This window comes from Geomonas sp. (assembly GCF_035254065.1).
GTDB lineage: Bacteria > Desulfobacterota > Desulfuromonadia > Geobacterales > Geobacteraceae > Geomonas.
On the sequence record NZ_DATFBA010000299.1, the window covers coordinates 1 to 26,202 of the forward strand.

Consider the following 26,202-nt stretch of genomic DNA (forward strand, 5'->3'; position numbering starts at 1 on the left):
TTTCCCGCCTGATCCACGATGCGAGCCCCCGGAAAGGGAAACCCTTCGTCTCGCTCAACTGCGCCGCCCTCCCCGACAACCTATTGGAAAGCCAGCTGTTCGGACACGTGCGCGGCGCCTTCACCGGCGCCCTCAGCAACCACCGCGGCCTCTTGGAGGAGGCGGACGGCGGCACCCTCTTTCTCGACGAGGTGGGTGACATGAGCCGCGCGATCCAGGCCAAGGTGCTGCGGGTGGTCCAGGAGCGGGACTTCATCCCGGTCGGCGGCACCAAGCCGAAGACGGTGGACATCCGGCTGGTGGCGGCCACCAACAAGGACCTGGAGGCCGAGGCGCGCCAGGGGAATTTCCGCGAGGACCTCTTCTTCCGCCTGAACGTGATCACCCTGCGGCTCCCCCCGCTCAGGGAGCGCAAGGAGGACATCGTCCCGCTGGCCCGTCATTTCCTGAAGAAATACTCGCAGCGGATCAACCGCGAGCTGGTGGACTTCACCGACGAGGCCCTCCAGCTTCTGCGCTGCTACGCCTGGCCGGGGAACGTCAGGGAGCTGCAGAACGCGGTGGAGCGCGCCACCATCCTCGCCAAAGGGGACCGGGTCACGGCAGACGTGCTGCCCGGCTGGAGGGTGGAAGTCCCCAACGAGCCGCCCCCCACCGACCGGCTGGTCTCGCTGGAAACGGTGGAACGGGATCATATCCGCTACGTGCTCAAGCAGTCGGGGAACAACAAGAGCCGCGCAGCCCTCATACTGGGCATCGCCCGCCGTACCCTCGACCGCAAGCTCGAGGAATACCAGATGGAGACCGGGAGCAGTCATGCCGGTGAGGGGGCCTGATGCCCAGACGCTTTCCCATCCGCGCAAAGCTGACCTTCGGTGCCCTGATCCCCGTCTTCGCGGTGATCTTCCTCGTGTCGCTGACCGGCCTGTGGATCGTCAATGAAAAGATAGCCAGCCAGGCCCAGGAGAAGGTGCGTACCGACCTCAACTCGGCCCGCGAGGTGTACGGAAACGAGCTGAGACAGATGGCCGACCTGGTGGAGTACGCGGCCAGCACGCCGATCGCCGGGACCGCCATCGCCACCGGCAACCGCTCCACCATCGGGGCACTGCTCGACCCGCTGCAGCGGAAGGTGAAGCTGGACCTGCTGGCGGCGGTGGACCGCGACGGCCACTCCCTCTACCGTGCCCATGACCCGGGTGCCGCCGGAGCAGCGCCCCTTTTCAGCTCCGTGCAGCGCGCCCTGAAGGGGGAAACGGTATCGGGCACCGAAGTGGTCTCGGCGGCGGCGCTGATCGCCGAAGGGGGAAACCTTGCCGAGCGCGCCGCGGTCACCATCACGGCCACACCACGCGCCCATCCCCATCAGGAACCGGTCGAGCGCTCGGGGATGGTACTGATATCGGCCGCTCCCATCCGGGACGACCATGGCCGGGTGATCGGCGCCATCTATGGCGGCAAGCTGCTGAACAACGACAACACCCTGGTGGACCGGATCAAGGACCTCGTCTACGAGGGTATCCGCTTCGAAAAACAGGACCTGGGGACCGCCACCCTCTTTTTGGGCGGCACCCGCATCGCCACCAACGTCAAGGACGGCGCCGGCAACCGCGCGATCGGCACCCGGATGTCCGAGGAGGTGTACCGCCGGGTGATCCTGGAAAAGAAGAAGTGGGTGGGAAGGGCCTTCGTGGTCAACGACTGGTGCCTGACCGCCTACGAGCCGATCTTCGACGTGGACGGCAAAGCGATCGGCTCGCTGTACGTCGGCATGCTGGAGAAGCCGTACACCGCCCTCAGGCACCAGGCAGTGGCGGTTTTCGCCATCATCCTTGCGGTAGGCTCCTTCCTGGGCATGCTGGTCTCCTCGTACATCGCCGGCCGTCTGGCCAAGCCGATCAGGGAACTGGCCCGTTTTGCCAGGCGGGTGGCGGTCGGGGAGCGCGATCTGCGGGTCAACATCAACTCCACCGACGAGGTCGGTGAACTGGCGGCTGAATTCAACGTGATGACGGCCGCCTTGAGCGAACGGGAGCGCGAGGTCCAAACCCTGAACCGCAGCCTCGAGCAGAAGGTGCGGGAGAGGACGGCGCAGCTCGAGGAGAAGAACCGGCTCCTGCTGACGGCCCATGAGGAGCTGGCCAGGGCCGAGAAGCTGGCCGACCTGGGCGTGGTGGCGGCGGGGGTCGCGCACGAGATGAACAACCCCCTTGCCATCATGCGCGGCAACACCGAAGTGCTGGAGATGTACCTGGCGGAGGGGGACGAGGGGCGCGAGGAGGTCGAGGTGATCTCCCGGCAGATCGACCGGATGGCCAAGATCGTCGCCAACCTGTTGACCTTCGCCCGGCAACGCCCGATACGGGTGCAGGAGGTGGCCATCCCGCAGCTGCTGGACGACATCCTGGAACAGGCGGGGCACCAGGTGGACCTGGAACGGATCAAGGTGGCGAGGAGTTATGCCATCGACCTCCCCACCATCGCCGGCGATCCGGACAAGCTGCGCCAGGTTTTCATCAACCTGATCGTTAACGCCGTGCAGGCCATGCCCAACGGCGGCGTGCTGACCCTGATGGCGCGGATAAAGGAGGGGGGACGCTCCTGCGAGATAAGCGTGGCCGATACCGGCCCAGGGATCCCTCCTGAGCATCTGGACAAGCTGTTCACCCCCTTCTTCACCACCAAGGACCAGGGAACCGGTCTCGGGCTCTCGGTTTCCTACGGCATCGTGAAGGACCACCAGGGGGTCATCAAGCCGGAGAGCAGGCCAGGAGAGGGTGCCGTCTTCCGGGTGGTGCTGCCGATCCGTCAGGAGCAACACGCGGCGCGGTTCGGGTGACTTGGATCTCCCAGGTCAGTCAGACCAGTCAGACCGGTCAGACAGGTCTGACAGGTCTGACAGTGGGACGCCAATAACGGGTTGCCCGAACTCTTGCAAGAAATATCTGGCACTGCCAGGCGAAGCGTGTTACCTTTACAAGTTCCCGGCGAAGGTCATTTTTTTTGGCTCTTCGCCCTCTTTCCGCTTGACACCTCCCGACATCGGGTGGTATAAGTTCTACTTTCGAAAACTCAACAGCCTTATTTATAAATACTCGGAGGTGCAGTTTGGCAAATCATAAGTCGGCAATGAAAAGGATAAAGATCACCGCAAAGAGGACCGAGCGCAACAAGCACGAGCGTTCCACCCTGCGTACCTTTATCAAGCGCGTCCGCGAAGCCGTGGCCAGCAAGGATCAGGCAGCTGCTCAAGCCGCTCTTGCCGCTGCCATCCCGGTCATCGACGGTGCAGCAACCAAGGGGATCATCCACTCCTCTAACGCTTCCAGGAACGTCTCCCGCCTGACCAAGCTGGTCAACACCCTGGCCTAGTCCAAGCGGAACATGCTGAACAAGTTAAAAAAGGGAACCCGGCAACGGGTTCCCTTTTTTTGTGCGCTTTAGAGGTAAGTCCCCCTTGATAAAGGGGGATTTTGGGGGATTGCTTTTAGATTGCAAGAAGAGTCAACGGCAAATCCCCCCTGTCCCCCCTTTAACAAGGGGGGGACGTGGAGCGAGCGGGAGCGCTGATCTCTTGCTGCTGCCTCTCCAATGGCGGCAGCAGCCCCCCTCCCTAGCCCTCCCCCTTCGGGAGAGGGGATGTTGGAAGAGGAGGATGGAGTCCCATCATTTCCTGCAGGTGTCGATCACGAAGCGCTCGAAGAGAGCGTCCTCTATGCCGCCGGATTTGAAGGCCTGGTCCAGCTCCAGCATCCGCTTGAAAACGAGCTTCAGCTCTCCCACCTGATAGTTCCGCGCCTGGTCAGTCACCTTCTTCAGGAAGTAGGGATTGATGCCGGCGGCCTTGGCCAGTTCCGAGGAAGGGACCTTCCTGTCCATCAGCTCCCGCACCTGCCATAGCTGCCTATAATGCCGCGCCACTCCCCCCAACACCTTCAATGGGGCCTCGCCGTCCTGCAGCAGGGTGGTCAACAGCCGCAACGCCTTGGGGAGGTCCTTGGAACCGAGCGCGTCGGTGAATTCGAAGACGCTTTCCACCTTGGTGTCGGAGACGATCGCCTTCACGTCCTCAATGGTGATCTGCTCTTTCTTCCCGCAGTAGATGCAGAGCTTCTCGATCTGGGAGACCAGTTCCTGAAGGTTGTTCCCCACCAGGTAGCCAAGCAGTTCGGCGGCCGCGCCATCGATCCGCTTGCCCGCCGCGCGCACCTCGTCACGCACGTACGGCCCCAGCTGGTTCTCGTAGGGACGCTTGAACTCCACCCACTCACCCTTCTTCTTGAAATCGGCGAAGAACTTCTTGCGGCCGTCAACCTTTTCGGCCTGCAGGATCAGGGTGGTGGAGGGCGACGGATCCTGGATGTAGCCGAGCAGGATCTCCTGGGCGGCGGCGGGGAGATCACCTCCCTTCTTCACCAGCACTACCCGGCGATCGGCGAACATCGGCAACGTCTGGGCCGCGCTGAACACCTCGTCGCCCTTGCACTCGTTGCCGTAGAACACGTTCAGGTTGAAGTCGCGAAAGCCGGGATCGACCAGGCGATCCATAAGCTTCTTGACCGCCCGCTCGACCAGGTACGGCTCCTCGCCGTACAGAAGGTACAGAGGCGCGATTTCCCCCTGATCCACAGCTCTATTGAACTCTTCCGGCTTCATGTAGCTTCCTCTTTGCTGTACAGAACCACACCCACGCGGTCGATATGTTCAAGCAAACGTGGCTCACGAATGCTTTCATAGTGGATGACATCGAAAAAATATGGCAGGGGTTTCTCTTCATTGAGGATGTCGGCAAGCCTGACGGCGGTGTCGTAGGAAACGGAAGTTCCCTTTATGGCTAGGTCGACATCCGACCCCGCCTTATGACGTCCTTTGGCCCGTGACCCAAACAGCACAACCTCGCTGATTTCAGGTAAGGCCTTGATGGCATCAAGGATGTAATAGATATCTCTGTCCAGCAGACCGTATGGCATTGATCGGGTGCTCACTTGTTGCGGAAATGCAGATAGAGCTGCTGCAAAAGAGGGAAGTATTTTGTCCTGATCTTCTCCTCCACAGCAATCGCCGTTTCTTCGTTGTAGGTATGTGTGGTGAGATTCCTGTCTTCCAAAGCATCTATCCAGTCATGGCCTGCACTCACGATATTGGACTGGAACGCCTGCTTGATTGCGTCCCTCGGGCTTTTTACCTCAAACCCTTCCGCCTCCTCAAAATCCTTAAGGAGTTTCCAGCCAAGTTCGAAGGCCATTTCAAAGAATTGGATCAGGCCAGCGCGCTCGACGATGGACGGTTTTTCAATAGAGATCGCATCCTGCAGCAGAAGAAATGCCTTCTCAAACTGCGCGAATCGCTGCTGCCAGCGTACGTCCTGGTTGGCCATTGCGTGCTCCTTTCAACTGCCCGTGAGAGTGATCCTGCAAGCCGGCTTCCCTCACCCTAGCCCTCTCCCGACGGGAGAGGGGACTGTCGGACATCTGAATCTTATTTCGGAAAGGTGGCTGCTAAAAAGCCGCCCGGCAGCCTGGGCTGACTGGGCGGCTTGAGGTTTGCCACACCTTGATTGCCTGCTTCAGTAGGCTTCGCCTATCCTCACCCAGACGTCCTCGGAGATCCTGCGGCAGGCCTTGACGGCGGCGGCCTCCTCGGCATTTTGCTGCAGGGCGAGGTTCTGGTTAACCGGGAAGGTCTGGCTTTCGCTCAGGTCTCCCTTCCAGACTACCTTCTGGGTCTGCTGCTCCCGCAGGGTCGCCTGCACGGTGATGATCACCCGGTACTCCTTGATGGTGTTCTGGGAACTGAAGGAGACCGCCACGGTGCTGTAGGAGTTGATCACGCCGACCAGCTCGAGCTGCGCCTTCTCGCGCGGCAGCACATTGCCGTTTCTCAGAGCGAACTCGTCCACCATGGCCCGGGCCAGCGTCCCTTCCAGTCCGGAACGGTAGGTCTTGTTAGTGAAGAGGGTGATGTTGACCCCCTTGCCGTCCGCCAGCGGGCCGCGCGGCGTGACTGCGTGGTAGCCGCAGCCGGCGATGAGCCCCATCACCAGCAGCAGCGCACACACGACCTTCAGCTGAAGGGCCCTGCTCATCACGAATCCGACTCCCTTAGGCGACAACGATGTTGACCAGCCTGCCGGGAACGTAGACCACCTTCTTGACGCTCTTCCCTTCCAGGAACTGCTTGACCTTGTCGTCGGCGAGGGCTTGGGCCTTGGCTTCCTCCTCGGCGATGTCCGGGGCCACGGTCAGCTTGCTTCTCAGCTTGCCGTTCACCTGGATGACGACGGTGATCTCCTCGTCGACGGTGGCCTCGGCGTCATAGCCGGGCCAGCCGGCCTGATCCAGCGACTCGGCATGGCCGAGCTCGGACCAGAGCTCCTCGGCGAAGTGCGGCACGAAGGGGGCCAGAAGCCGCACCACCGATTCCACCGCCTCGCGCACCACGGCCACGTTCTCGGGAGCGGCCTTCTGGTTGAAGGCCTGGATGGAGTTGACGAGCTCCATGACGGCGGCGATGGCCGTGTTGAAATGGAAGCGGTCCTCGACGTCCTCGGTGACCTTCTTGATGGTCTTGTGCACGGCGCGGCGCAGGTTCTTGGCCTCGCCGGAAAGCGCGGCCGGATCGACGCCCCCCGCATTTTTAATGGCGGGGAGCACCTCGAAGACCAGGCGCCAGACGCGGCTTAAGAAGCGGTAGCTGCCGTCCACACCCTGGTCGCTCCAGTCGAGGTCCTTCTCGGGAGGTGCCGCAAACAGGGAGAAGAGGCGGGCGGTATCGGCGCCGTAGCGCTCGATGAGGGCGTTGGGGTCGACCACGTTCCCCTTGGACTTGCTCATCTTGGCGCCGTCCTTGATCACCATCCCCTGGGTCAACAGGTTGGAGAACGGCTCGTCCACGTTGCAGTAGCCCAAGTCGCGCAGCACCTTGGTGAAGAAGCGCGCGTAGAGCAGGTGCAGGACCGCGTGCTCGATACCGCCGATGTACTGGTCGACCGGCATCCAGGCTTCCACCTTCTCGCGGTCCAGCGGGCCGGCCTGGAACTTGGGCGAGCAGTACCTGAGGAAGTACCAGGAGGACTGCACGAAGGTGTCCATGGTATCGGTCTCGCGCCTTGCTGCGCCGCCGCACTGCGGGCAGGTGCAGTTCACGAAGCTCTCCACCTTGGCCAGCGGGTTGCCCCCTTCGCCGGTGAAGGCGGCGTCCATGGGGAGCACCACCGGCAGGTCGTTAGCAGGAACCGGCACCACGCCGCAGATGTCGCAGTTGATCACCGGGATCGGGTTGCCCCAGTAGCGCTGGCGGGAGATGCCCCAGTCGCGCAGGCGGAAGTTGACGGTCTTCTTGCCGATCCCTTCCTTCTCCAGGAAGTCGGCGATCGCCTCCTTCGCCTCGGTGTTGGAGATGCCGTCGAAACGGCCGGAGTTGACCATCACCCCCTCGGTGGTGAAGGCCTCGGTCATGGTGGCCGGGTCGAGGCTCACCCCTTCCGGGTTGATGACCACCTTGAGCGTCAGGTCGTACTTCTTGGCGAACTCGAAGTCGCGCTGGTCGTGGGTCGGCACGGCCATGACGGCGCCGGTGCCGTACTCGAGCAGCACGAAGTTGGCGAGGAAGATGGGCATCTTCTGGTTAGTGACCGGGTTGATGCAGTAGGAACCGGTGAAGACCCCTTCCTTCTCCAGGTCCTCGGAGCCGCGCTTGATGCGGTCGGTCTTCTTCACCTTGTCGATGAAGGCCTCCACCGCCTCGCGCTGCTCAGGGGTGGCGAGCTGCTGGGCCATCGGGTGCTCGGCGGCCAGCGACATAAAGGTGGCGCCGAAGAGGGTGTCCGGGCGGGTGGTGAACACCTTGATCTTGGACATGCCGCCTTCCACCGGGAAGTCGATCTCGCAGCCGACGCTGCGGCCGATCCAGTTGCGCTGCATGATGAGCACCCGCTCCGGCCAGCCGGCCAGCTTGTAGGTGTCGTCCAAAAGCTCCTGCGCGTAGTTGGTGATTGCGAAGGACCACTGGTTGAGCTCCTTCTGCTCAACGGTGCTGTCACAGCGCCAGCAGCAGCCGTCCTCGACCTGCTCGTTGGCGAGCACGGTCTCGCACTTCGGGCACCAGTTGACCGGGGACATCTTCTTGTAGGCGAGCCCCTTCTCGTACATCTCCAGGAAGATCTTCTGCTCCCACTTGTAGTAGTCGAGGTCGCAGGTGGCGAGCTCGCGGTCCCAGTCGTAGGAGAGGCCGAGGGTCTTCAGCTGGCCGCGCATGTAGGCGATGTTCTCGTAGGTCCACTTGGCGGGATGGCTCTTGTTCTGGATGGCGGCGTTCTCGGCCGGCATACCGAAGGCGTCCCATCCCATCGGGTGCAGCACGTTGTACCCCTGCATCCTCTTGAAACGGGCGATCACGTCGCCGATCGAGTAGTTCCTGACGTGTCCCATGTGGATCTTGCCGGACGGGTAGGGGAACATCTCCAGCAGGTAGTACTTCTTCCGGGAGGCGTCTTCGGTGGCTTTGAAGCTGTTGTGCTCGGCCCAGAAGCCCTGCCATTTATCTTCAACAACTTTGGGGTTGTATCTTTCTTCCATTAGGGTCACCTTCCTGCATCGATTTTGTCCGATGCATTATATATGATTTCAGATTTTAGGCCGGTACAAAAAAGCGCCCCTTCCGGAGAAGGGGGTGAGTAGTAGCAGAACCAACGATTTCCGTGACGGGCAGCGCTCCCCCTCCCTGGCCCTCCCCCTTCGGGAGAGGGGACGTTCGGACGGAGAGTACCTGGCAGGGGCGGCCTCAAGTGGCCGCTCTCGGCGCCGTGACGCTTGGGCCTTTGCCCCGAAGGCAAAGCAAGGCGCCCCGCGCGGGGACCTCCACAAGCCAGCCGGGACAAGTGCTAGGCGATCTTCAGAAGGGTCTTGGCCACATCCAGGATCTTGGTGGGCTGGATCGGCTTGGTGATGTAGTCGTTGGCCCCCAAGGCCAGCGCCCGCTCGCGATCCTCCTGGGCACCCTCGGTGGTGATCACCACGATAGGGATGGTCTTGTAGTTGCCGTCGTTTCTCACCAGGCTCACCAGCTTGAGACCGTCCATGATCGGCATATTGATGTCGGTGAGGATCAGGTCGAAACGCTCGGAAGAGAGCTTCTTCAACCCGTCCACCCCGTCATTCGCCTCCACGATCCTGACGCCACGGATCCGTTTGAGGGCGAAGGCGATCAACTGCCTCATGGTGGGCGAGTCCTCGACTATCAAGACATTGTATTCTGACATGTAAAAAATCCCCCCAAATACAACTGCTATTTCGTCAACAGATCAATGAATCCCTGGATGGTCGAGAGCTTCCGTTCGGAATCGCTGTACAGCCTGGAGCTGAAGATGGCGGTGGCGGCGTGCCCGGCCAACAGCGTGAAGAGCTCGTAGTCCACGGGGGCGAACTGCTTCTTCTGCATGAGGAGCGAGTAGATGGCCAACACGCCGATCACGTGCTCCTTGATCTTGAGCGGTATGCAGACCATCGGCGAGGCGAAGTCGCGCTGGTACCCCTCGACGTCTTCCACGAAGTAGTTCTCGCCCGAGGAGGCCACCTCGCCCATGATCCCCTTGCCCAGCCTCTGGTGTGGGATCTCGCTCCGCTCAACCCCCTCGGTCGCCACCGCCTGCAGCTCGTCGCTCTTCTCATCCAGAAGGAGGATGGCGAACTCCTCGGCGCCGATCAGGTTGATGATGATCTCGGTGATGATCTGGAGCACTTCCTTGAAGTCGAGGGTGGAGTGCAGCTGGTAGCTCGCGATGTAGAGGTTGGCGAGGTTGTTGTTCTCGTCCTCCACCTCCAGGTAGCGCGCCGCGAAGTCCTGGTTCTCGGCCTCGACCTGCTTGATGCGCCCCAGGATCTCCTGCTTCTCCTGCTCGAGGTTGGCGATCCGCTCGGCGAGCCGCTGCACCTCGGCGGGCGAGCCCTCGCCGACTGCCGGGCCTCCCTGGCCTTCCAGTTCCAGCAGGCGGAAGCGCAGCCGCTCGTTCTCCCTCAGGAGCTCCTGGGTGAACTCGGCCCCCTTCTTGAAAACGGCAAGGAACTCCTCGCCCCTGCTGTGAACCAACCGTTCATCGTCCTTTTGCATACACACCCCGGTAATCGATGTTGATCAAACAAACAGCGAGAGCCCCGTCCTGAAGAGGATCTCCCGCACCATTTGGTCGATGGGAACCACCCGATCCACCAGTCCGGTCGCTATCGCCTCGCGCGGCATGCCGAACACCACGCATGATTCCTCGCTCTCGGCCACCACCTGCGCGCCGAAGCGCTTGGCGTCCCGTACCCCCTTGGCACCGTCGTTCCCCATGCCGGTCAACACCACCGCCAGCATGCGGCTGCCGTAGATGTTCGCGCAGGAGGTGAACATGGTGTCCACGCAGGGGACGTAGCGGTCCTCCTTCACGGGCGCCACCACCCGGGCCACCACCTTGTCCCCCATCCTCACGAAGGTGAGGTTCCTTCCGCCGGGGGCGATCAGCACCCTCCCCGGCAGCACCTCGTCGCCGTCCTGGGCCTCGCGCACCTCGCAGCCGGTAGTGCGGTTCAGGCGGTCGGCGAAGGTCTTGGTGAACCCCGACGGCATGTGCTGGGAGATCACCATGGCGAAGGGGGGCGGCTCCCGGAAGGCGCCCAGGATCCGCTGCAGGGCGGGCGGCCCTCCGGTGGAGGAGCCGATGGCCACCACGTCCAGGGTGGCCGCCACCGGCCGCTGGGGAGCGGCGGCGGGCTCGACCGGCGGCCGGACCGGCTCGCAGGTCTTCTTCACGATCGCCATGTTCAGCTTGAAGACCGCCTGCACCTTCTCGTGCAGGTCGGCCTGGATCTTCAGGAGCTCCTCGGAGATGATGGTGGTCGGCTTGGCGATGAAATCGACCGCGCCCAATTCCAGCGCCTTGAAGACCTTCTCGTCGCCGGCGGTCGAGCTGATCACGATCACCGGCACCGGTGAGGAGGCCATCAGGATGCGCAGCATGGTGAAGCCGTCCATCCTGGGCATCTCGAGGTCGAGGGTTACCAGGTCCGGCGTCAGGTCGATCACCCGGCGGATCCCCTCTTCGCCGTTGGTGGCGTAGCCCACCACCTCGACCCCGGAAAGCTCCTCCAGCATCTTGGTGATGGCGCGCCTGTTGTAGGCCGAATCGTCGACCACTACTACCCGTATCTTTTTCACCTGAGCGCTCCGCCGAGGGTTGCTGCCGATTTCTGGTAGACCATGTCGTTTTTCAGATGACGCAGGGCAAACGCGGTGGAGATGTTCATCAGCGACTCGGAGTGGCCGAGCAGCAGATAGCCCCCGCTCCTTAGGGTGTTGTGAAACGCCTCGATGACCCTCTTCTTGGAGGCCTCGTCGAAGTAGATGATCACGTTGCGGCAGAAGATGACGTCCATCTTCCCCAAAAGCGCCAGCCGGTTGGCGTCGAACAGGTTCATGTGGGTGATGGTGACCAGTTCGCGCACCTCGTCGTTGATGCGGTAGCCCCCCTCCACCGGGGTGAAGTAGCGGTGCAGGTAGCGCTCCTCGGTGCAGCGGAAGGAGGACTTGGTGTAGACCCCCTTGCGCGCGTGCTGCACGACCCGCTGGCTGATGTCGCTGCCGACGATCTCGATGCGCCAGCCGTGGAAGCAGTTCATCTCCAGCATCAGCATGGCGATGGTGTAGGGCTCCTCGCCGGTGGAACAGCCAGCGCTCCAGATCCTGAGCGTCTTCTCCCGCTCCTTCACCTGCTTGAGCTCCGGAAGGATCTCGTCGGTGAAGGCCTTCAGCTGGAAGGCTTCCCGGAAGAAGTAGGTCTCGTTGGTGGTGAGGATATCCATGATGTCGGAGATCTCCTCATCCTTTCGCCGGTCGTACTTCAGAAACTGGTAGTACTCGCGGAAACCGGAGAGACCGTGCAGGGAGACCCGCTGCAGCAGTCGGCGATCCAGCAGGTACTTGCTGTCCGTATCGAAGTAGAGGCCGCAATGGTTGTAGATCAGGTCCCTGATCAGGCGGAATTCCTCATCCGTCAGCTGTTGTGAGGGTTCGCTCAATAACATCGCTATAACCTGCCGATCAATCCGACGATCTCCCCCCTGACCAGGGGATCGGTCTCCTTGGCCAAGGCGATATCCAGGATGGGGAGCGCCTGCGCGCCGAGCAGCTGGGCCGCTGCCCGCGCGAAGGAGCGCCGCACCACCCAGTGGGGGTGCGCGGTCAAAGCCTGCCAGTGCTCCTCGATCCAGCCGGCACCGAATCCGGTCATGATGCCGATCGCCGCCTCCACCACCTCCTCGTCGCCGTCGGCAAGGGCGGCCTCAATGGCGGCGGACTCCTGCTCGCCGCCGATAGCGGCCAAAGCGGAAAGCGCGGCGATCAGCACCGGCCCCCGCGCACGGGTAAGGAGCGCCTTGACGCCGGGGAGCGCGGAGGGGTCGGCCAGCGAGCTCAGCCCCTTCAGGGCAGCGGTCTGCACCCAGGGATCGGGGTCGCCCAGCGCGAGCAGAAGCGGGTCCAGCACCTGGGGGCCTCCCAGCTCGGAGAGGGCCTGGGCGGCCGCCAGCCGCACCTCGGCATCCTCGTCGGAGAGCGCCATGGCCAGATAGCCTACCACCTGCGGAAGCTTCACCCGGGCAAGGGAGGCCACCGCCGCCCTGCGCACCGAAGGGTCCTCGTCCTTGGCGAGCAGCGAGAGGCGGTCGCCGTCGGCGAGCCCGGCCAGCAGAAGAGCGGCGTAGCGCCTGCTGACGGAGGAAGCCGACACCACCAGCCGGGCGCAGAGCTCGGCCACCCCCTCCGGGTCGCTGGCGGTCAGCCGCTGCAGGGCGTCCAGGGCCGCCTGGCGCACAGTGGGGGCGGCGTCGTCCAGAAGTTCGGCCAGCCTGCCGGTGGCTCCCTCGACGGCCAGCTTGCCGAGCGCCCCGGCACAGGCCGCCCGCAGTTCCGGCGACTCCTCGTCGAGGGCAGCCAGCAGCAGGGGGAGGGCCTCACGGCTCCCCAACTCGCCCAGCAGGGAGGCGATGACCGCGCGCTCGGCATCCTGCGCATCGGCATAGCGGCAGGAGAGCTGGGGAACGGCCTCAGCCCCGATGGAGCGGAAGGCCTCCAGACATGCCTTCCTCAGTTTTTCCTGGCGGGAGACCGCCAAGAGGGGGACGGTGGCCCGCTCGTCCCCCAGGATCCCCGCCAGCCTGACCAGCGGTTCCAGGTTGTTGGGATCGGCCCCCTCCAAGGAGACGATGAGCCCCTCGGCGGCGGCGGTCCCCTTGAGCGCCTTGAGCGGCAGGTCCACCAGGGAGTGCGCCTCATCCTCGGCGAGCCGCTCCCGCACCCGCATGAGCGCGGCGCCGGCCGACTCGCGGGGGCTTCTCCCCTTCTCCTCGAGCCCCTGGAAAAGGAGCGGGAGGGCGGAGTGGTCCCCCAGGGCACCCAGGCAGTCGTAGACCGCCCGTCTCAACAGGCGCTCGGAAAGCAGCGGGGCGAGCGCGGAAAACGGAACCGGAGCACCGATCAGCGCCAACGCGTCCAGCACGGTGAACTTCAGCCAGATCTCGTCCTCGGCCAGCACCGCCAAAAGGGCAGGGACCGCGGCGGTATCGCCGATCTTGCCCAGATTCTCGGCCGCAGCCACCCGGACGTTGGGATCGGAATCCTTCAGCGCCTTCACCAGCAGCGGCACGCAGGAGGCGCAGCGGATGCTCCCCAGCACGTCGATCACGAACTTCCTGAGGTCGTGGTCGGGATCGTCCAGGTAGCGGCAAAGCGGCTCCACCGCCACCCCCCCCAGTCGCTCCAGGGACTCCACGGCCGAGTTCCTGAGCCCCGCGTTGTCGGAGGAGCGCAGGAGCCTGATCAGCCCCTCGACCGCCTCGTCGCCCACCGGCTCGGCCGCGACCAGCACGGCCACCGCCTCCTTGCGGACACGCCAGCTTTCGTCGCCCATGGCGGTGAAAAGCAGCGGCAGGGTGAGCGCCAGGGGGTGGCGGGAGAGTTCCACCACCGCCAGCCGTCTCGCTTCCTCGTCCGCAGAGTGCAGTTCGGCAGCTATTTCTTCCAGGTTACTCAGCAGGTGACACTCCTAAATGCGCAGCTCGGCGCGTTTCTTGGCGATGAGATCCTCGAAGGCGTCCTTCAGGAAGCTGGTCGACGCCCTCACCTGCTCGGAGACCCGCTGCCGGTAGAGGCGCTCGCCTTCCTTGATGTCGTCGGCCAGAAGCTCGTAGAAGGTATTCTCCCGCACCCCCTGCTCGACCTTGGCCTGGTTGTAGAGCACGATGTCGGAGACGATGATGCGGGCCAGGCGCTTGGCCTTCACCTCCGCCTCGGAAAGCTGGGGGGGGGCGGGGGGAGCCGGCGGGGCGGCCAGCTCCCGGGCCAGCTCCGCAAAGGGATCGACCTCCTGGAACGCTACGCTGTCGGAGCTGGCGGAGAGCCCGGCGAAGGGTTCCGCGGCGGCGGGGGCCGGCTCGTCGAAGGCGGCGCTTTCGAAGGGATCCGGCTCGGCAGCCGGGGCAAGAGCGGGGGCTGCCGGGCTGGCGGCCTGGACCTGCGTCCGGCTCTGGTTCAGGTTCACGAACTCCTGCGGCGGCTCGGCATGGGCGGCGGCCACCGTGGCAGGGGAGCTGCTCTCCTCGGTGGTCTCGCGCACCTCGGCCTGGCGGAGCCGGGAGCGGGTCTCCTCCTGCTCGGCCAGATCGCTCTCGGTCGGCATGGGCGCGGCGGGAAGCGTCCCGGAGGCCAGCCGGTAGACCATCGGCACCAGCGAGTCCGGGATGTGGTGCTTCTCTATGTAGTCGTCGGCGCCGTAGAGGGAGTTGGGGGACCTCTTGTAGCGGGTCTTGTCGTAGATGGAGGCGATCAGCACGATCTTCACCTTCGCCAGGGCCGGGTTCTGCCGGACCCGCTCGCAGACCTCGAAGCCGAACATGGTGGGGAGCGCCACGTCCAAAAGGAGCACGTCGGGAATGATCCGCTCCACGGTCTCCAGGGCCACCTTGCCGTCGTTGCAGCTCTCCACCTCGAACGGCTCCTCGGCGAGCACCTTGCGGACCGCCTCGCAGAAGGGGGCGCTCTCGTTGGCGACCACCACCTTCAAACGCCGGCCGGCGCCGGGCGCGGCCTGGGCGGAGGGCTGGGGCGGCGGAGCCTGCACGGGGACCTCGACTGCCGGGCTGACCGGCGCCTCCGGCCTCGGCGGTGCAGCCTGCGGCGGTTCGGGTGCCGGGGTGGGCGCCGGGGCGCTCTTCTTGACCAGCTTGAAGACCGCACGGCAGCTGGAGCAGCGGAGCTTCAGGGCCTCCCCCAGCTTGGAGGGGTCGACTTCAAATCGTTTCTTGCAGTTCGGGCAGATTATCAGCATGCGGCGCTCTTTTCGTTATGGGAGGTTTGCCCCTGCGAGGGCGTCAGGTAGCCCAGCTCGGCCATTTCCTTGAAGGTCAGCAGCGCGTCGATGTTGAGCAGCATGACGGGGACCTCCTGGACCAGGAAGAGCCCGACCATGTATTCGCCCCCCACCAACCGCACGCCGCGCGGCGGCGGCTTCAGCTCGCGGACCGGCACGGTGATCATCTCGGTCACCTCGTCCACGATCAGCCCCAGCGACTGGCCGGCCATGGAGAGGATCAGCAGCCGGGACGTTTCCCGGTTCTCCAGCGGGGGGAGCCCGAAGCGCTTCCTGAGATCGACCACCGGGATCACCTGTCCGCGCAGGTTGATCACCCCTTCCACGAAGGGGAGCGCCCGTGGCAGGGGAGCCAGCTTGGGGAGCCGGATGATCTCCCTGATGCGCATGATGTCGACGGCGTACAGCCCCTCATCCATCCTGAGACAGGCGACCTGTAACTCCTGCAGTTCCTGCTTCACCGCCCCCCTCCTTTGTTGGCACGACTCGACTTGATCAGCCCGTCGATCACTTCGAGCACCTTCACCGATTTAAACGGCTTGGTGATGTAGGCGTCGGCCCCGACCGTCTTGCCCCGCTCGAGGTCCTGGCTGCTCTTCTTGGCGGTCAGCATGACCACCGGAATCCAGCTGGTGGCCGGGTTCTCCTTGAGCTGGCGGCAGACCTCGAAACCGTCCAGCCCGGGGAGCATGATGTCCAGCACCACCAGGTCCGGTGCGCTCCTCTCCACCTCGGCCAGCGCCAGGCTGCCGTCCTGCACCCCGGTCACCTCGTAACCCTTGGAGGTGAACAGGATGGTCTCCAGCTTGAGAAGGCTCTCCTCGTCCTCGACTACCAGGATCCTGTCCTTTGCCATGCCGACTCCTTGTTAAACCAGGCTGACGTCCAGCACCTTCTCCATGTCGAGCAGGATCAGCATGCGGCCGCCCACCCGGCCGATACCCTGCACGAAGTCCCGGTCGATCCCTTCCAAAACCACCGGCGGCGGCTCGATCCCCACCTCCGGGATGCGCACCACCTGGACCACCTCGTCGACCAGCACCCCGCAGAAACCGCTCTGCCGGCTCACCACGATCACCCGCTCGCGCTCGGAAGCGTGCGCACCCGGCAGACCCAGCCTGAGGCGCATGTCGAAGATCGGGATGATGATGCCGCGCAGGGAGAGCACCCCCCGCACGAAGGAGGGGACCCGGGGCACCTCGGTCACCTCGCGCGGCTTGATGATCTCCTTGATGTCCATGATGCTGATGGCGTACTCTTCGCCGGCCACCTTGAAGCAAAGGAGCTCCAGGCTGGTGGCGGTGCCGACCTCCTCGGCAAGGGAGATATCCTCGCCCGCGGAGGCGGTTTCCCTTCCCCTCAGGATGACGGCGGCCGGATCGAAGCGGTCCGACTCATCAGGGAGGCTGAAGTCGCCCGGGAGCAGCTCACCCACCGGCTCGGCAGGCCACTCGAAGGGGACGGCTGCGGGGGCCGGGGCAGACGCCGGCGCGGGTGCGGCTGCCGGCGCCGGTACTGCTGCCACCGGCTCCGGTTCCCACTCCATGGCGGGTGCCGCGGCCGCTGCGGCCGGAGCGGGCTCCCATTCCATGGCAGGTGCCGTCGCAGCTGCGCGCGGCTCCGGCTCCCATTCCAGGCCGGCTACCGGCTCCGGATCGGGCATCGAAGTGGACGCCGGAGGGGGCTCCGGGGTGGAGGCCGAGGCCGGAACGGACGGCTGCGGCGCCGGCTTGGGCGCGGCGACGGCGGGGGGCGTGACCGGCGTAGTATCCGCCATCTCCCCCCTCTGCGCCTTTCTTCTGATCTCCGCGAGATTCATCTGCGACTCCTGCACCAGATTGCTGCCTGCTACTCTTCTTTAAAGAACCTCTTCAGCGCCCATTTACCCTCGGCCCGCCCAGCTACACCAGTTCGGCCGCGGTCTCCTCGATGATGGAGGCGTCGATCAGGGCGGCATCCCTGCCGAAGCCGATCAAAAGCGCGTTGGTGGCGACCGAGTTGATCCTGCGCGGCACCCCGCCGGAGAGCTCGTAAATCCGCTGCACCGCGTCCGGGGTGAACAGTCCCGGCGCGCCCCCGGCCGCCATCACCCGGAAGTCGAGGTATTCCAGCGTCTCGTCCAGCCCCAGCGGGGCCAGATGGAAGTTGAGCGAGATGCGCTGCCTGAACGGCTCGTAGACCGGCGAGGCCAGCATGGTCCGAAGCTCCGGCTGCCCCATGAGGATCACGCTCACCAGGTTCTTGTCGTCCAGCTGGAAATTGGTCAACAGCCGGATCTCGTCGAACAGGTCGCGGCTGGGGATCATCTGGGCTTCGTCGATCACCACCACCGGGATGCGCCGCTCGCCGTGCAGCCGGTAGAGCGCGCTGGTGATCTCCCGCAACAGCTCGTCCTTCTGCAGCGACGGGCTCCCCACCTCCAGACCCGAGGCGATCACCCTCAGGAGCTCATCGCTGGTCAGGCGCGGGTTGAAGACGAACAGGAAGTGGTAATCATCCCCCATCTTGTCCATCAGGGCGCGCGAGATGGTGGTCTTGCCGCAGCCGATCTCGCCGGTCAAAAGGGCGATCTCGCTCTCCTCCACCGCGTACTCGAGCCTGGCCAGCGCCTCGCGGTGACCGGAGCTCATGTAGAGGAAGCGCGGATCAGGTGTCTTGCTGAACGGCTTCTCGAGAAGACCGTAGAACTCCTTGTACATCAGGCACTCCCGCGAGTCGCCTCGCCTATCACGCTCCCCACGTCCAGCACCAGGATGGTTCGCTGGTCGCCCAGGTCGGCCGCCCCGGAGATCCCCTTGAAGCCGGCGAAGGTCTCGCCGATCGACTTGATCACGATGTCCTGCTGGCCGAGCAGGTCGTCAACCACCAGTCCCAGCCGCTTCTCGGCGACCCCGACCACCACCACGTAGAAGCTCTGCGGCGGGGCCTCGCCACCCTGGAGCTGGAAGAACTCGGAAAGCCTGAGCAGCGGCAGGGTGGCCTCGCGAAGCTGGATGACCTCCTTCCTCTCCACCGTCCTGATCTCGCTCCTCTCCACGATGATGCTCTCCAGCACCGAGGTGATGGGCAGGGCGTAGGTGCGTCCGGCGGTGGTGATGATGAGCGCCTTGATGATGGCGAGGGTGATGGGGAGGGTGATGGTGACGCGGGTCCCCTTGCCGGGGAAGCTGTCCAGGTCGATCATGCCGGAGAGGGCGGCGATGTTGGTGCGCACCACGTCCATGCCGACGCCGCGCCCGGAGATCTCGGAGATGGTCTCGGAGGTGGAGAAGCCGGGGAGGAAGATCAGCTCCAGGGCCTCCTTGTCGCTCACGTCGAAGGGGGAGCTGATCAGGCCGCGCTGGACCGCCTTCTGGCGCACGCGAGCGAGATCGATGCCGGCGCCGTCGTCGTCGATCTGGATGACCACGTGGTTCCCCTTCTGGAAGGAGGAAAGGGTGATGGTCCCCTTCTCGTCCTTGCCGGCGGCCAAACGCTCTTCCGGGGTCTCGATGCCGTGGTCGATGGCGTTACGCACGATGTGCATGACCGGGTCGGAGATGTCCTCGATGATCAGCTTGTCGAGCTCGGTCTCGGCGCCGAACAGCTTCAGTTCGACCTTCTTCCCCTGCTCGCGGGAGATCTTGCGGATGATGCGGGTCATCTTCTCGAACAGCTGGCCGACCGGGATCATCCTGATCTCCATGACCCCCTTCTGCAGTTCGGAGAGCTTCTTCTCCAGCCCCTTGGCGGCCTTGTTCAGCTCCTGGGCCGGCACGATCATGCCGTCGCGGCGCATCTTGGCGGCCACCTCGGCGATCATCGAGTGGGAGAGCACCAGCTCGCCGACGATGTTCATCAGGAGGTCGAGCTTGCCGATGTCGACCCGGACCGTGCGGCTCATGCTCTTGGCGCTGACCGAACCCTCGGAAGACGCCGTCTGCGGCCCCTCATCCTCCACGGAGAGCGCGAGGGGAGTGAACTCCACGGGAAGCGCCGCCTTTTCCTCCTTCTTCTCCTCGCCGCCGAAGCGGGTGATGGTCAGGTGCTCGCGGTCGATGAGGGGGGTGAGTTCCTCCACCCCCAGCTCGGAGCCGAACAGGATCTCGAAGTCGATCCCGGAGTCGAGCCCGCCGGAGGCCGAGGGGAGCGTGCTGATCACCTCCCCCACCTGCTTGAGCTGCTCGGTGAGCTCCATCAGCTCGGAGTCGAAGCTGGACAGCAGCAGGGAGACCCGGATCGAGTAGATGCTGCGCCCCTTCTTCACGTTCTCCAGCAGGCGGTGCTCCTCGTACTCCGTCATGGAGCTCAGCACCCGCTCGGGGATGTTCAGGCGGGAGAGCGGCGAATCCTTGGCCGCCTTGGGCTTGGCGGTCAGGCAGTCGTTGATGCGCTGCATGGCGCCGGAGAGGTCGACCGGCTCAGCGCCCGTCTCGCCGGCGTTTCTCACCAGGATGCCCAGCAGCTCGGTCGCTTCGAACAGGGCGCTCACCACCGACTGGTCGAGCTCCACCTTCCCCAGCCGGAGGGCGTCCAGCAGGTTCTCCAGGTGGTGGCCGAGCTCCGCGATCTCCGAAAAGCCGAACATGCCCGCCAGCCCCTTGAGGGAGTGGGCGGCGCGGAACACGGAGTTCACCAGGTCCGGGCTGCACTCCCCGCCGTCGGCGCAATCGCTCAGCCCCACCAGGTCCAGGCTCAGCTGGTCCAGGATCTCCTCAGCCTCGGCCAAGAAGTCCTTGACCGCCTTTCCAATGTTTTCCTCAGCGCTCATGACTCTTCCGTTCTTTCCTGAACTTAAACATCACAAGGTTTCGTTCATGCCCTCCACCAGCTCGGCACGAACGGATGCCATCACAGTTCCAGCCTTTAAAAACCGTTCGCCCTGAGCCCGTCGAAGGGCGCCCCTTGACGCCGTTCACCCTGAGCCCGTCGAAGGGTCGGAGTTGCCTCTAATCGAGATACTTGCAGATCAGTTCCTGCAGCTTGACCGGGTCGAAAGGCTTTATCAGGTACTCGTTCGCCCCCAGCGCGCGCCCCTTCTCGAGGTCCTTGTCGCCGCTCTCGGTGGAGACGATGAAGAGCGGTATGGAGGCGTAGTTGGGATTGTTGCGCACGTAGCTGATCAGCTCCAGGCCGTTGATGTCCGGCATGTTGATGTCGGTGATGATCAGGTCGACCTTCTCGCGAGGCAAAAGCCGCAACGCTTCGAAGCCGCTGGCCGCCTCCACGATGGCGTACTTCTCCAGTTCATCAATGGTAGAGACCAGCATGGAGCGCATGGTGTTGGAATCTTCTGCTATGAGTATCCTCTTCACGTCAACTCTCCCCTCGTCCTTGGTCCTGCAGCCTGCGCTGCAGCAGGGCCTTTTCCATTGCAATCCCGGCCTGGCCCAGGAAAATCTCCAGCGATTCAGTGTCGCCAATCGGCTTAGGCTCCGGCAGGTTGTCGCCGTAAAGCACCGCGACCACCTTCCCCTCGCTCACTATGGGTCCCACGAAGATCTCGGACGGAAGTGCCTCGCCCAGCTGACCCAGAAAGAAACGTGTCCACGCAGAGTCGTCGATCTCCCCCTTGAGCGGGAAGCGGCTCTCCAGGACCGAGCTGAACAGGGACGGCTCATCTTTCGGTATGCGCAGGTTGCGGACCCTGGCATCGGCGCTGCCATCCCTGTCTTCCAGTCCGAACTGCCCAAGCCCCTGGATGGCGTCCTTCTTGACCAGCAGCACCACCGCCCGGTTCACGAACTCGGCGGCGAAGCGCAGCACCAACAGGATGATGCCCCCCCCGAGCTGCGGGTTGTTGAGCTCCTCCAGCATCCCGCGCAGCTGAGAAGCGCCGGTACCGCGGTTAAGCTGGGGCCCCGGCAACGCGGGTTCCTCACCCATCTCCAGCCGAAGCTCGTCGACGATATTGATGCCGGCCTGCCCGGCCTGCCCCCCGGCCGCCTCCACCTTGGCAAGCTCGCCGATGAGCCTGGGGGCGAATTCGTGCAGGGCGCCGCTAAGCTCAGCCTTGCCGGGCTTCATAAGCCACGGGATACCCATGCCGCGCGTCCTTCTCTGCGCGTCCTGATCGGGGAGGTCGGTGAGCGCCAGTACCGGCAGCTCCGGGAAATTGTTGCGCAAGAGCTCAAGCAGCTCGAGGCCGCCCAGCATGCCGGTGCCGTCCATCCTCGGCATGACCAGATCGACCACCACGGCTGGGCGGACCCCTTCGCGGTACATGGTGTCGACCCTGATCAGGGCGTCCTCGCTTCGCTGAACCGGGTCGACCCGGTACCCCTGACGCTTGAGCAGGGATGCGAGCGCCTCCAGGGTGGACGGGTCGTCGTCCACCAGCACGAGCGGGGTACCCTCCTCCTCGCCGGCCTGAGCAATGGGGTCGGCCGCGGCGTGAGAAACGGACGTAGCTCCGGCGCCATGCCCTGCGGCAAACGGGTCCTGAGTTGCGGCAAACGGATCATGGCCCGCAGCAAACGGATCATGGCCGGCTGCAAACGGGTCGTGGCTGACAGTGGCAGCCGGACTCGCCGCGGCGTGACCGGCAGGCGCGACGCTCGAAGCTGCCGACGGCTGAGAAGAATTTTCAATGGGATTGGGCCGGCGCTCGGCGGGAGCCTCGGCTTCCGGGGCGGAAGACGGTGCTTGCAGGAGGTCGAACGCCAGATCGACATTCTCCTCGGGCGCCGCGTCATCCTCGCCGTTTCCCCCGGATTCCTCGCGGTGCCGCTGCTCGTCGATGATGCGCGACCCTTCCATCGCCAGATACTGCGGGTTGAGTCCCTGCTTCAGCATGAACTGCACGGCATCGAGGCGGCCGGCGTCGCCTTCCGCCACGTCCTGCAGTTCGAACTCGAAGGTCCCTTCCGCCCAGGCGAACAGGGAGTAGACCACGTCCTCGATCAGCTCTTTCACCACCGTCTCGATGGCGTCATGGCTGACACCGAAGCGGTCGGTGAGGAGCACCCCCAGCAGCTGGCTGAACCCCTCGTCCGCCTGGATGCTCAGGGCGCGTTTGAGGGTGGGGAGATCGATCACCCCCTTCTGGACCAGCACCTCCCCCAGGTTCTGGTGAAAGCTGGTGGAGGTGGCCCGGATCACCTGGCCGCTGCGGAAGACGACCCGCGCCTCCCGTCCACGGCTTTCCAGCGAGAGCACGCCCGATCTCCTGCTCAGGCTGACGATCTGGAGGATCTCACCGAGTCCGAGGTCTTCCAAATTGCCAACGAGACTCATGGTCGCTGCTCTCTCATGTGAAAGGTGGTTTCAGAATTCTCGCCATACTAAACCATCGTATCCACTAAGTAAAGGTGATTTAGGCGCCTTTCCGGTCCCTGCCGCGGAAAATGAGTTTGAGCGGAGTACCGGTAAATTGGAAGGCATCCCGAAACCTGTTCATGATGTAACGCTCATAGGAGAAGTGGATCCCCTCCGGGCGATTGGTGAAGATTACGAAGGAGGGGGGCTTGGTGCCGACCTGGGTGGCGAAGTAGAATTTCACCCTTCTCCCCTGGTCGAGCGGCGCGTGGTTCTCGTCGGTCGCCTTGGAGAAGACCCGGTTCAGGTCGCTGGTGGAGACCCTCTTCGAGTACTGCTCCATGACCTTGTCCACTTCCTCGATGATCTTGCCGGTGCGCTGGCCGCTGGTCGCGGAGACGAACAGGATGGGCGCGAACGGCAGGTACTTGAAACTCCTGCGGATCTCCTCAATGAATTTCCCCATCGAGGAGTTGTCCTTGGTGAGGGTATCCCACTTGTTGACCACGAAGATGCAGCCGCGCCCGGCCTCGTAGGCGTAGCCGGCGATCTTGGAGTCCTGCTCGGTGACCCCCTCCTCGGCGTTCAAAACGATCAGCACCACGTCCGCGCGCTCGATTGCCCTCAGTGCGTCCATCACCGAGTACTTCTCGATCTTCTCGGTGGTCTTACCCTTGCGCCTGATGCCGGCGGTATCGATCAGGAGGTAGGGCTTCTTGTGCACCATGAACCGCGTGTCGATGGCGTCCCTGGTGGTGCCGGCGGTGGGGTTGGCCACCACCCGCTCGTAGCCCACCAGGCGGTTCACCAGGGTCGACTTGCCGACGTTGGGGCGTCCGACCACCGCGATCTTGGTGATCTCCTCGTCGCCCCCCTTGCCGGTATCCAGCGGCAGCGCCTCCATGACGTCGTCCATCATGTCGCCGACGCCGCGGTTGTGTTCGGCAGAGATGGTGTAGATGTGGTCGATGCCCAGCGAGTAGAAGTCGCCAGCCGCCGCCTCGTGACGGTCGCCGTCCACCTTGTTGATGATGTAGAAGACCGGCTTGTCGATCCTTCTCAGCATCTCGACCACGTCCCGGTCTGCCGGGGTGAGGCCGTCGCGGGCGTCCATGATGAAGAGGATCAGGTCGGCCTCCTCCATGGCGAAACGGGACTGCTCGCGCATCTGCTGCAGGAGCTTGTTGCTGGTTTCCGGCTCGAAGCCGCCGGTGTCAACCAGGATGAAGGGCCGCTCGAAGCGGTCAACCTCCGCGTAGTTACGGTCCCGGGTGACCCCGGGCATGTCGTCGACCATCGCCTTGCGGCGCCCGACCAGCCTGTTGAAGAGGGTAGACTTCCCGACGTTGGGGCGGCCGACGATGGCAATAATAGGTTTCATTTGTGTCCAGACTTCGAAAATGCGGCAAAGATAACAATCTAAATCAGCGGCACTTTCTTTTGAGATGGTATTCTACAGATAACCTGCATATGTAACATTTTGCAGCACAATAATCAAGCAAGTACGCGTTTTAGGTGAATTGTTACAGGCAACTAACCTTGTTCGCAATAAAAGAGCAACTGTCAGTACCGGTGGAGGGATAAATAGAGTGGGCGGCAGATGAGAAAGAGTTACTTTAGGGTGATATTCAGTGTCGCTTCTATGTCCATAGTCCCCTCTCCCGAAGGGGGAGGGTTAGGGAGGGGGAACACCATCGGCGATGCCAGCATAGCTCCCTTTGCCAGACTCAACAGCGACAAGCAATCCCCCCTGTCCCCCCTTTATCAAGGGGGGGACGAATGATGAAACGGATCGGTAATCACTAGAGGATTTCGCCGGTGAAGCCACCACCAGCAGCCGGAACGAGCTGCATGCTGTTGGTGATGCAGGGGATGTCGTCTTCGGGATGGTGGGTCACGTAGAGAAGCTGTGTTCTCCCGGTGCAGCCGAGGTGATCGATCAGCTTGAGGACCATCTCCCGGTTCACGTCGTCCAGCCCCTGGCACGGCTCATCCAGGATAAGGAGGTCCGGCTGCTTCACCATCGCGCGCGCCAGCAGGACGAGCCGCTGCTCGCCGTAGGAGAGCGACTTGAAGGGGGCGTCGGCCAGCTTTTCCATGTGCAGGATTGCCAGCCACTCCAAGGCGATGTCGTGCTGCTTCTTCGAGGTCTCGCTGTACACGCCGATCGAATCGAAGAGTCCGGAGATCACGGCCCCCTTGGCGGTGACACTGACCCGGTATTCCTGCTGCAAGGCGGTCGACACCAGACCGATCCGTTTCTTGATATCCCAGACACTCTCCCCCGATCCTTTCCGGATGCCGAATAGCGTGATGTCGTTGGCGTACGCCTGCGGATGGTCGCCGCTGATCAGTGCCAGCAGGGTGGACTTGCCGGCTCCGTTAGGCCCCGAGATCTTCCAGTGCTCACCGGGATTCACCCTCCAGTTCAGCCTGTTCAGGATGATCGTGTCCCCGTACTGCACCGCCACCTCGTTCATCACGACCAGCGGCAGATCAGCAGGCAGCGGCGAGGTGGAGGTGAAGCAATCGACCTCGGGAAGAGCATTGGGGAGCGTGTAGTGGAAGGCATGCAACCTCCGCAGCGCTTCCGATTCGAGCAGTTCCTCCCTTGCGCCCGACATGATGATCCGGCAATTCTTGATGTAAGCGACATGGGTTATCTCGGGAACGATCTCCGAGAAGCGGTTCAAGAGGAGGACGATCCTTATTCCCTTTTCCACACAGCTCGCTATCAGTGAACGGAGCGCTGCACAGGAAGCCAAATCCAGTCCGTCGAACGGCTCATCCAGTACCAGCAGTTCCGGTTCCTGCAGGAGCGCCTTGCAGATGACGATCTTGCGCATCTCGCCGGTGGAGAGGAACTTGATGCCACGCTCCAGGATCCCGGTGAAGGAGAGCTGCTCGGCCAACTCCCGAAGCCTCGGTTCCTGCTCTCGTTCATCGGCGAGGATGAAGTCGCGCGCCAGCGTTCCCTCATCGACGTAATCGAGGAAATCGGAGTCGTCATTGTAGCGCTCGATCTCCAGGATCTCGTTCACCCGCTCAAACGAGACATAGCCCGCTCTCTGAGCTGTGGAGAAGGTGCCACTGACAACCGGCAAACCATTACAGAGTAACCGACCGACTGCCGATTTACCGGACCCGTTGGCACCTACAACGGCCCACTGCTCGCCGCCAGACATCTTCAGGTTGACGCCTTCCAGCCGCACCTTATCGCTGATGATGGCGGTTACATTCTCGAAGAATATTTCAGACAACGGACACTCCCGAGTTGACTCGAAATGATCTTGCAACGACCGCCTCATCCAATCCCCTTGATTACAGGGTGAAGGAAGAAAGGGTGACGGTCGGTGGAACAGCATAAACCAGGTGCTCCAAAAACAAAAGGGACAAAGGCAGACGCCTCGTCCCTTCAGCAAACCCCTTCCATTTTCCCTCTCGGCCCCCCAAAGCCCGCAAGCCTACCTCACCCCCGCAACGCCATTCCCACTGCCAAATGCAAATCCCCCCCTGTCCCCCCTTTAACAAGGGGGGACCGAGCCGCGCAACATCTCCTTGGTTCA

General features: G+C 63.4%; 23 protein-coding genes. 3 read left to right on the forward strand and 20 right to left on the reverse strand.

Annotation, left to right across the window (positions count from 1 at the left end; all coding sequences use genetic code 11):
• The 3 genes from VJ604_RS13530 to rpsT all read left to right on the forward strand — a co-directional run.
• The coding region (locus VJ604_RS13530) for a sigma-54 interaction domain-containing protein (protein WP_324083321.1) at positions 1 to 836 on the forward strand (836 nt) is incomplete at its 5' end.
• Entirely contained in the window at positions 836 to 2,839 is a 2,004-nt protein-coding gene (locus tag VJ604_RS13535; protein WP_324083322.1) for a cache domain-containing protein, read from the forward strand. The genes VJ604_RS13530 and VJ604_RS13535, both read left to right, overlap by 1 nt.
• Positions 2,840 to 3,108: 269 nt before the next feature.
• Positions 3,109 to 3,372 carry a 30S ribosomal protein S20 gene (rpsT, locus tag VJ604_RS13540; protein WP_324083323.1) on the forward strand — a complete coding sequence of 88 codons (264 nt, stop codon included), beginning with the start codon at positions 3,109 to 3,111 and terminating at the stop codon, positions 3,370 to 3,372.
• 294 nt (positions 3,373 to 3,666) lie between these two features.
• Here the strand turns inward: rpsT and holA are convergent, their stop codons facing one another.
• From holA to modF, 20 genes are all read right to left on the reverse strand, one after another.
• On the reverse strand, positions 3,667 to 4,656 hold the full coding sequence (gene holA, locus VJ604_RS13545) for a DNA polymerase III subunit delta (protein ID WP_324083324.1): 990 nt from the start codon (positions 4,654 to 4,656) through the stop codon (positions 3,667 to 3,669).
• Positions 4,653 to 4,970 carry a nucleotidyltransferase family protein gene (locus VJ604_RS13550; protein WP_324083325.1) on the reverse strand — a complete coding sequence of 106 codons (318 nt, stop codon included), beginning with the start codon at positions 4,968 to 4,970 and terminating at the stop codon, positions 4,653 to 4,655. The genes holA and VJ604_RS13550 overlap by 4 nt, the downstream gene beginning before the upstream one ends.
• Positions 4,971 to 4,981: 11 nt before the next feature.
• Positions 4,982 to 5,377 carry a nucleotidyltransferase substrate binding protein gene (locus VJ604_RS13555; RefSeq protein WP_324083327.1) on the reverse strand — a complete coding sequence of 132 codons (396 nt, stop codon included), beginning with the start codon at positions 5,375 to 5,377 and terminating at the stop codon, positions 4,982 to 4,984.
• A 189-nt stretch (positions 5,378 to 5,566) separates the two neighbouring features.
• Positions 5,567 to 6,085 carry an LPS assembly lipoprotein LptE gene (gene lptE, locus VJ604_RS13560; protein ID WP_324083328.1) on the reverse strand — a complete coding sequence of 173 codons (519 nt, stop codon included), beginning with the start codon at positions 6,083 to 6,085 and terminating at the stop codon, positions 5,567 to 5,569.
• Between the two features lie 16 nt (positions 6,086 to 6,101).
• Positions 6,102 to 8,576, reverse strand: a complete 2,475-nt coding sequence (gene leuS, locus VJ604_RS13565) for a leucine--tRNA ligase (RefSeq protein ID WP_324083329.1) — start codon at positions 8,574 to 8,576, stop codon at positions 6,102 to 6,104.
• 305 nt (positions 8,577 to 8,881) lie between these two features.
• Positions 8,882 to 9,259: a response regulator gene (locus VJ604_RS13570; RefSeq protein ID WP_324083330.1), complete on the reverse strand. Its 378-nt coding sequence runs from the start codon at positions 9,257 to 9,259 to the stop codon at positions 8,882 to 8,884.
• 26 nt (positions 9,260 to 9,285) lie between these two features.
• Positions 9,286 to 10,107, reverse strand: a complete 822-nt coding sequence (locus tag VJ604_RS13575) for a GAF domain-containing protein (protein ID WP_324083331.1) — start codon at positions 10,105 to 10,107, stop codon at positions 9,286 to 9,288.
• A gap of 24 nt (positions 10,108 to 10,131) precedes the next feature.
• Positions 10,132 to 11,193 (reverse strand): protein-glutamate methylesterase/protein-glutamine glutaminase, encoded by a 1,062-nt coding sequence (locus tag VJ604_RS13580; protein ID WP_324083332.1) that lies wholly within the window; start codon positions 11,191 to 11,193, stop codon positions 10,132 to 10,134.
• On the reverse strand, positions 11,190 to 12,059 hold the full coding sequence (locus tag VJ604_RS13585; protein WP_324083333.1) for a CheR family methyltransferase: 870 nt from the start codon (positions 12,057 to 12,059) through the stop codon (positions 11,190 to 11,192). The genes VJ604_RS13580 and VJ604_RS13585 overlap by 4 nt, the downstream gene beginning before the upstream one ends.
• 2 nt (positions 12,060 to 12,061) lie before the next feature.
• Positions 12,062 to 14,068 (reverse strand): HEAT repeat domain-containing protein, encoded by a 2,007-nt coding sequence (locus VJ604_RS13590; protein WP_324083351.1) that lies wholly within the window; start codon positions 14,066 to 14,068, stop codon positions 12,062 to 12,064.
• A 9-nt stretch (positions 14,069 to 14,077) separates the two neighbouring features.
• Positions 14,078 to 15,358 (reverse strand): response regulator, encoded by a 1,281-nt coding sequence (locus VJ604_RS13595; RefSeq protein ID WP_324083334.1) that lies wholly within the window; start codon positions 15,356 to 15,358, stop codon positions 14,078 to 14,080.
• Complete coding sequence (locus VJ604_RS13600) at positions 15,352 to 15,861, reverse strand: chemotaxis protein CheW (protein WP_324083335.1); 510 nt, start codon at positions 15,859 to 15,861, stop codon at positions 15,352 to 15,354. The genes VJ604_RS13595 and VJ604_RS13600 overlap by 7 nt, the downstream gene beginning before the upstream one ends.
• On the reverse strand, positions 15,858 to 16,256 hold the full coding sequence (locus tag VJ604_RS13605; RefSeq protein WP_324083336.1) for a response regulator transcription factor: 399 nt from the start codon (positions 16,254 to 16,256) through the stop codon (positions 15,858 to 15,860). Before VJ604_RS13605 ends, VJ604_RS13600 begins: the two co-directional genes overlap by 4 nt.
• Before the next feature lie 12 nt (positions 16,257 to 16,268).
• Entirely contained in the window at positions 16,269 to 17,219 is a 951-nt protein-coding gene (locus VJ604_RS13610) for a chemotaxis protein CheW (protein WP_324083337.1), read from the reverse strand.
• Positions 17,220 to 17,301: 82 nt separating this feature from the next.
• Positions 17,302 to 18,099 carry an ExeA family protein gene (locus tag VJ604_RS13615; RefSeq protein WP_324083338.1) on the reverse strand — a complete coding sequence of 266 codons (798 nt, stop codon included), beginning with the start codon at positions 18,097 to 18,099 and terminating at the stop codon, positions 17,302 to 17,304.
• Complete coding sequence (locus tag VJ604_RS13620; protein WP_324083339.1) at positions 18,099 to 20,150, reverse strand: chemotaxis protein CheA; 2,052 nt, start codon at positions 20,148 to 20,150, stop codon at positions 18,099 to 18,101. The genes VJ604_RS13615 and VJ604_RS13620 overlap by 1 nt, the downstream gene beginning before the upstream one ends.
• 178 nt (positions 20,151 to 20,328) lie before the next feature.
• On the reverse strand, positions 20,329 to 20,694 hold the full coding sequence (locus VJ604_RS13625; protein WP_324083340.1) for a response regulator: 366 nt from the start codon (positions 20,692 to 20,694) through the stop codon (positions 20,329 to 20,331).
• A 1-nt stretch (position 20,695) separates the two neighbouring features.
• On the reverse strand, positions 20,696 to 22,615 hold the full coding sequence (locus VJ604_RS13630; RefSeq protein WP_324083341.1) for a DUF4388 domain-containing protein: 1,920 nt from the start codon (positions 22,613 to 22,615) through the stop codon (positions 20,696 to 20,698).
• 79 nt (positions 22,616 to 22,694) lie between these two features.
• Positions 22,695 to 24,017 carry a ribosome biogenesis GTPase Der gene (gene der, locus VJ604_RS13635; protein ID WP_324083342.1) on the reverse strand — a complete coding sequence of 441 codons (1,323 nt, stop codon included), beginning with the start codon at positions 24,015 to 24,017 and terminating at the stop codon, positions 22,695 to 22,697.
• 421 nt (positions 24,018 to 24,438) lie between these two features.
• Positions 24,439 to 25,896: a molybdate ABC transporter ATP-binding protein ModF gene (modF, locus tag VJ604_RS13640; RefSeq protein ID WP_324083343.1), complete on the reverse strand. Its 1,458-nt coding sequence runs from the start codon at positions 25,894 to 25,896 to the stop codon at positions 24,439 to 24,441.
• Positions 25,897 to 26,202 lie beyond the last annotated feature (306 nt).

Bases quoted from the DNA above. Each gene is read 5' to 3' on its own strand.
- VJ604_RS13535 (WP_324083322.1), top strand. From the start codon at position 836: ATGCCCAGACGCTTTCCCATCCGCGCAAAGCTGACCTTCGGTGCCCTG.
- holA (WP_324083324.1), bottom strand. From the start codon at position 4,656: ATGAAGCCGGAAGAGTTCAATAGAGCTGTGGATCAGGGGGAAATCGCG.
- VJ604_RS13550 (WP_324083325.1), bottom strand. From the start codon at position 4,970: ATGCCATACGGTCTGCTGGACAGAGATATCTATTACATCCTTGATGCC.
- VJ604_RS13555 (WP_324083327.1), bottom strand. From the start codon at position 5,377: ATGGCCAACCAGGACGTACGCTGGCAGCAGCGATTCGCGCAGTTTGAG.
- lptE (WP_324083328.1), bottom strand. From the start codon at position 6,085: ATGAGCAGGGCCCTTCAGCTGAAGGTCGTGTGTGCGCTGCTGCTGGTG.
- leuS (WP_324083329.1), bottom strand. From the start codon at position 8,576: ATGGAAGAAAGATACAACCCCAAAGTTGTTGAAGATAAATGGCAGGGC.
- VJ604_RS13570 (WP_324083330.1), bottom strand. From the start codon at position 9,259: ATGTCAGAATACAATGTCTTGATAGTCGAGGACTCGCCCACCATGAGG.
- VJ604_RS13575 (WP_324083331.1), bottom strand. From the start codon at position 10,107: ATGCAAAAGGACGATGAACGGTTGGTTCACAGCAGGGGCGAGGAGTTC.
- VJ604_RS13585 (WP_324083333.1), bottom strand. From the start codon at position 12,059: ATGTTATTGAGCGAACCCTCACAACAGCTGACGGATGAGGAATTCCGC.
- VJ604_RS13595 (WP_324083334.1), bottom strand. From the start codon at position 15,358: ATGCTGATAATCTGCCCGAACTGCAAGAAACGATTTGAAGTCGACCCC.
- VJ604_RS13605 (WP_324083336.1), bottom strand. From the start codon at position 16,256: ATGGCAAAGGACAGGATCCTGGTAGTCGAGGACGAGGAGAGCCTTCTC.
- VJ604_RS13610 (WP_324083337.1), bottom strand. From the start codon at position 17,219: ATGAATCTCGCGGAGATCAGAAGAAAGGCGCAGAGGGGGGAGATGGCG.
- VJ604_RS13615 (WP_324083338.1), bottom strand. From the start codon at position 18,099: ATGTACAAGGAGTTCTACGGTCTTCTCGAGAAGCCGTTCAGCAAGACA.
- VJ604_RS13620 (WP_324083339.1), bottom strand. From the start codon at position 20,150: ATGAGCGCTGAGGAAAACATTGGAAAGGCGGTCAAGGACTTCTTGGCC.
- VJ604_RS13630 (WP_324083341.1), bottom strand. From the start codon at position 22,615: ATGAGTCTCGTTGGCAATTTGGAAGACCTCGGACTCGGTGAGATCCTC.
- der (WP_324083342.1), bottom strand. From the start codon at position 24,017: ATGAAACCTATTATTGCCATCGTCGGCCGCCCCAACGTCGGGAAGTCT.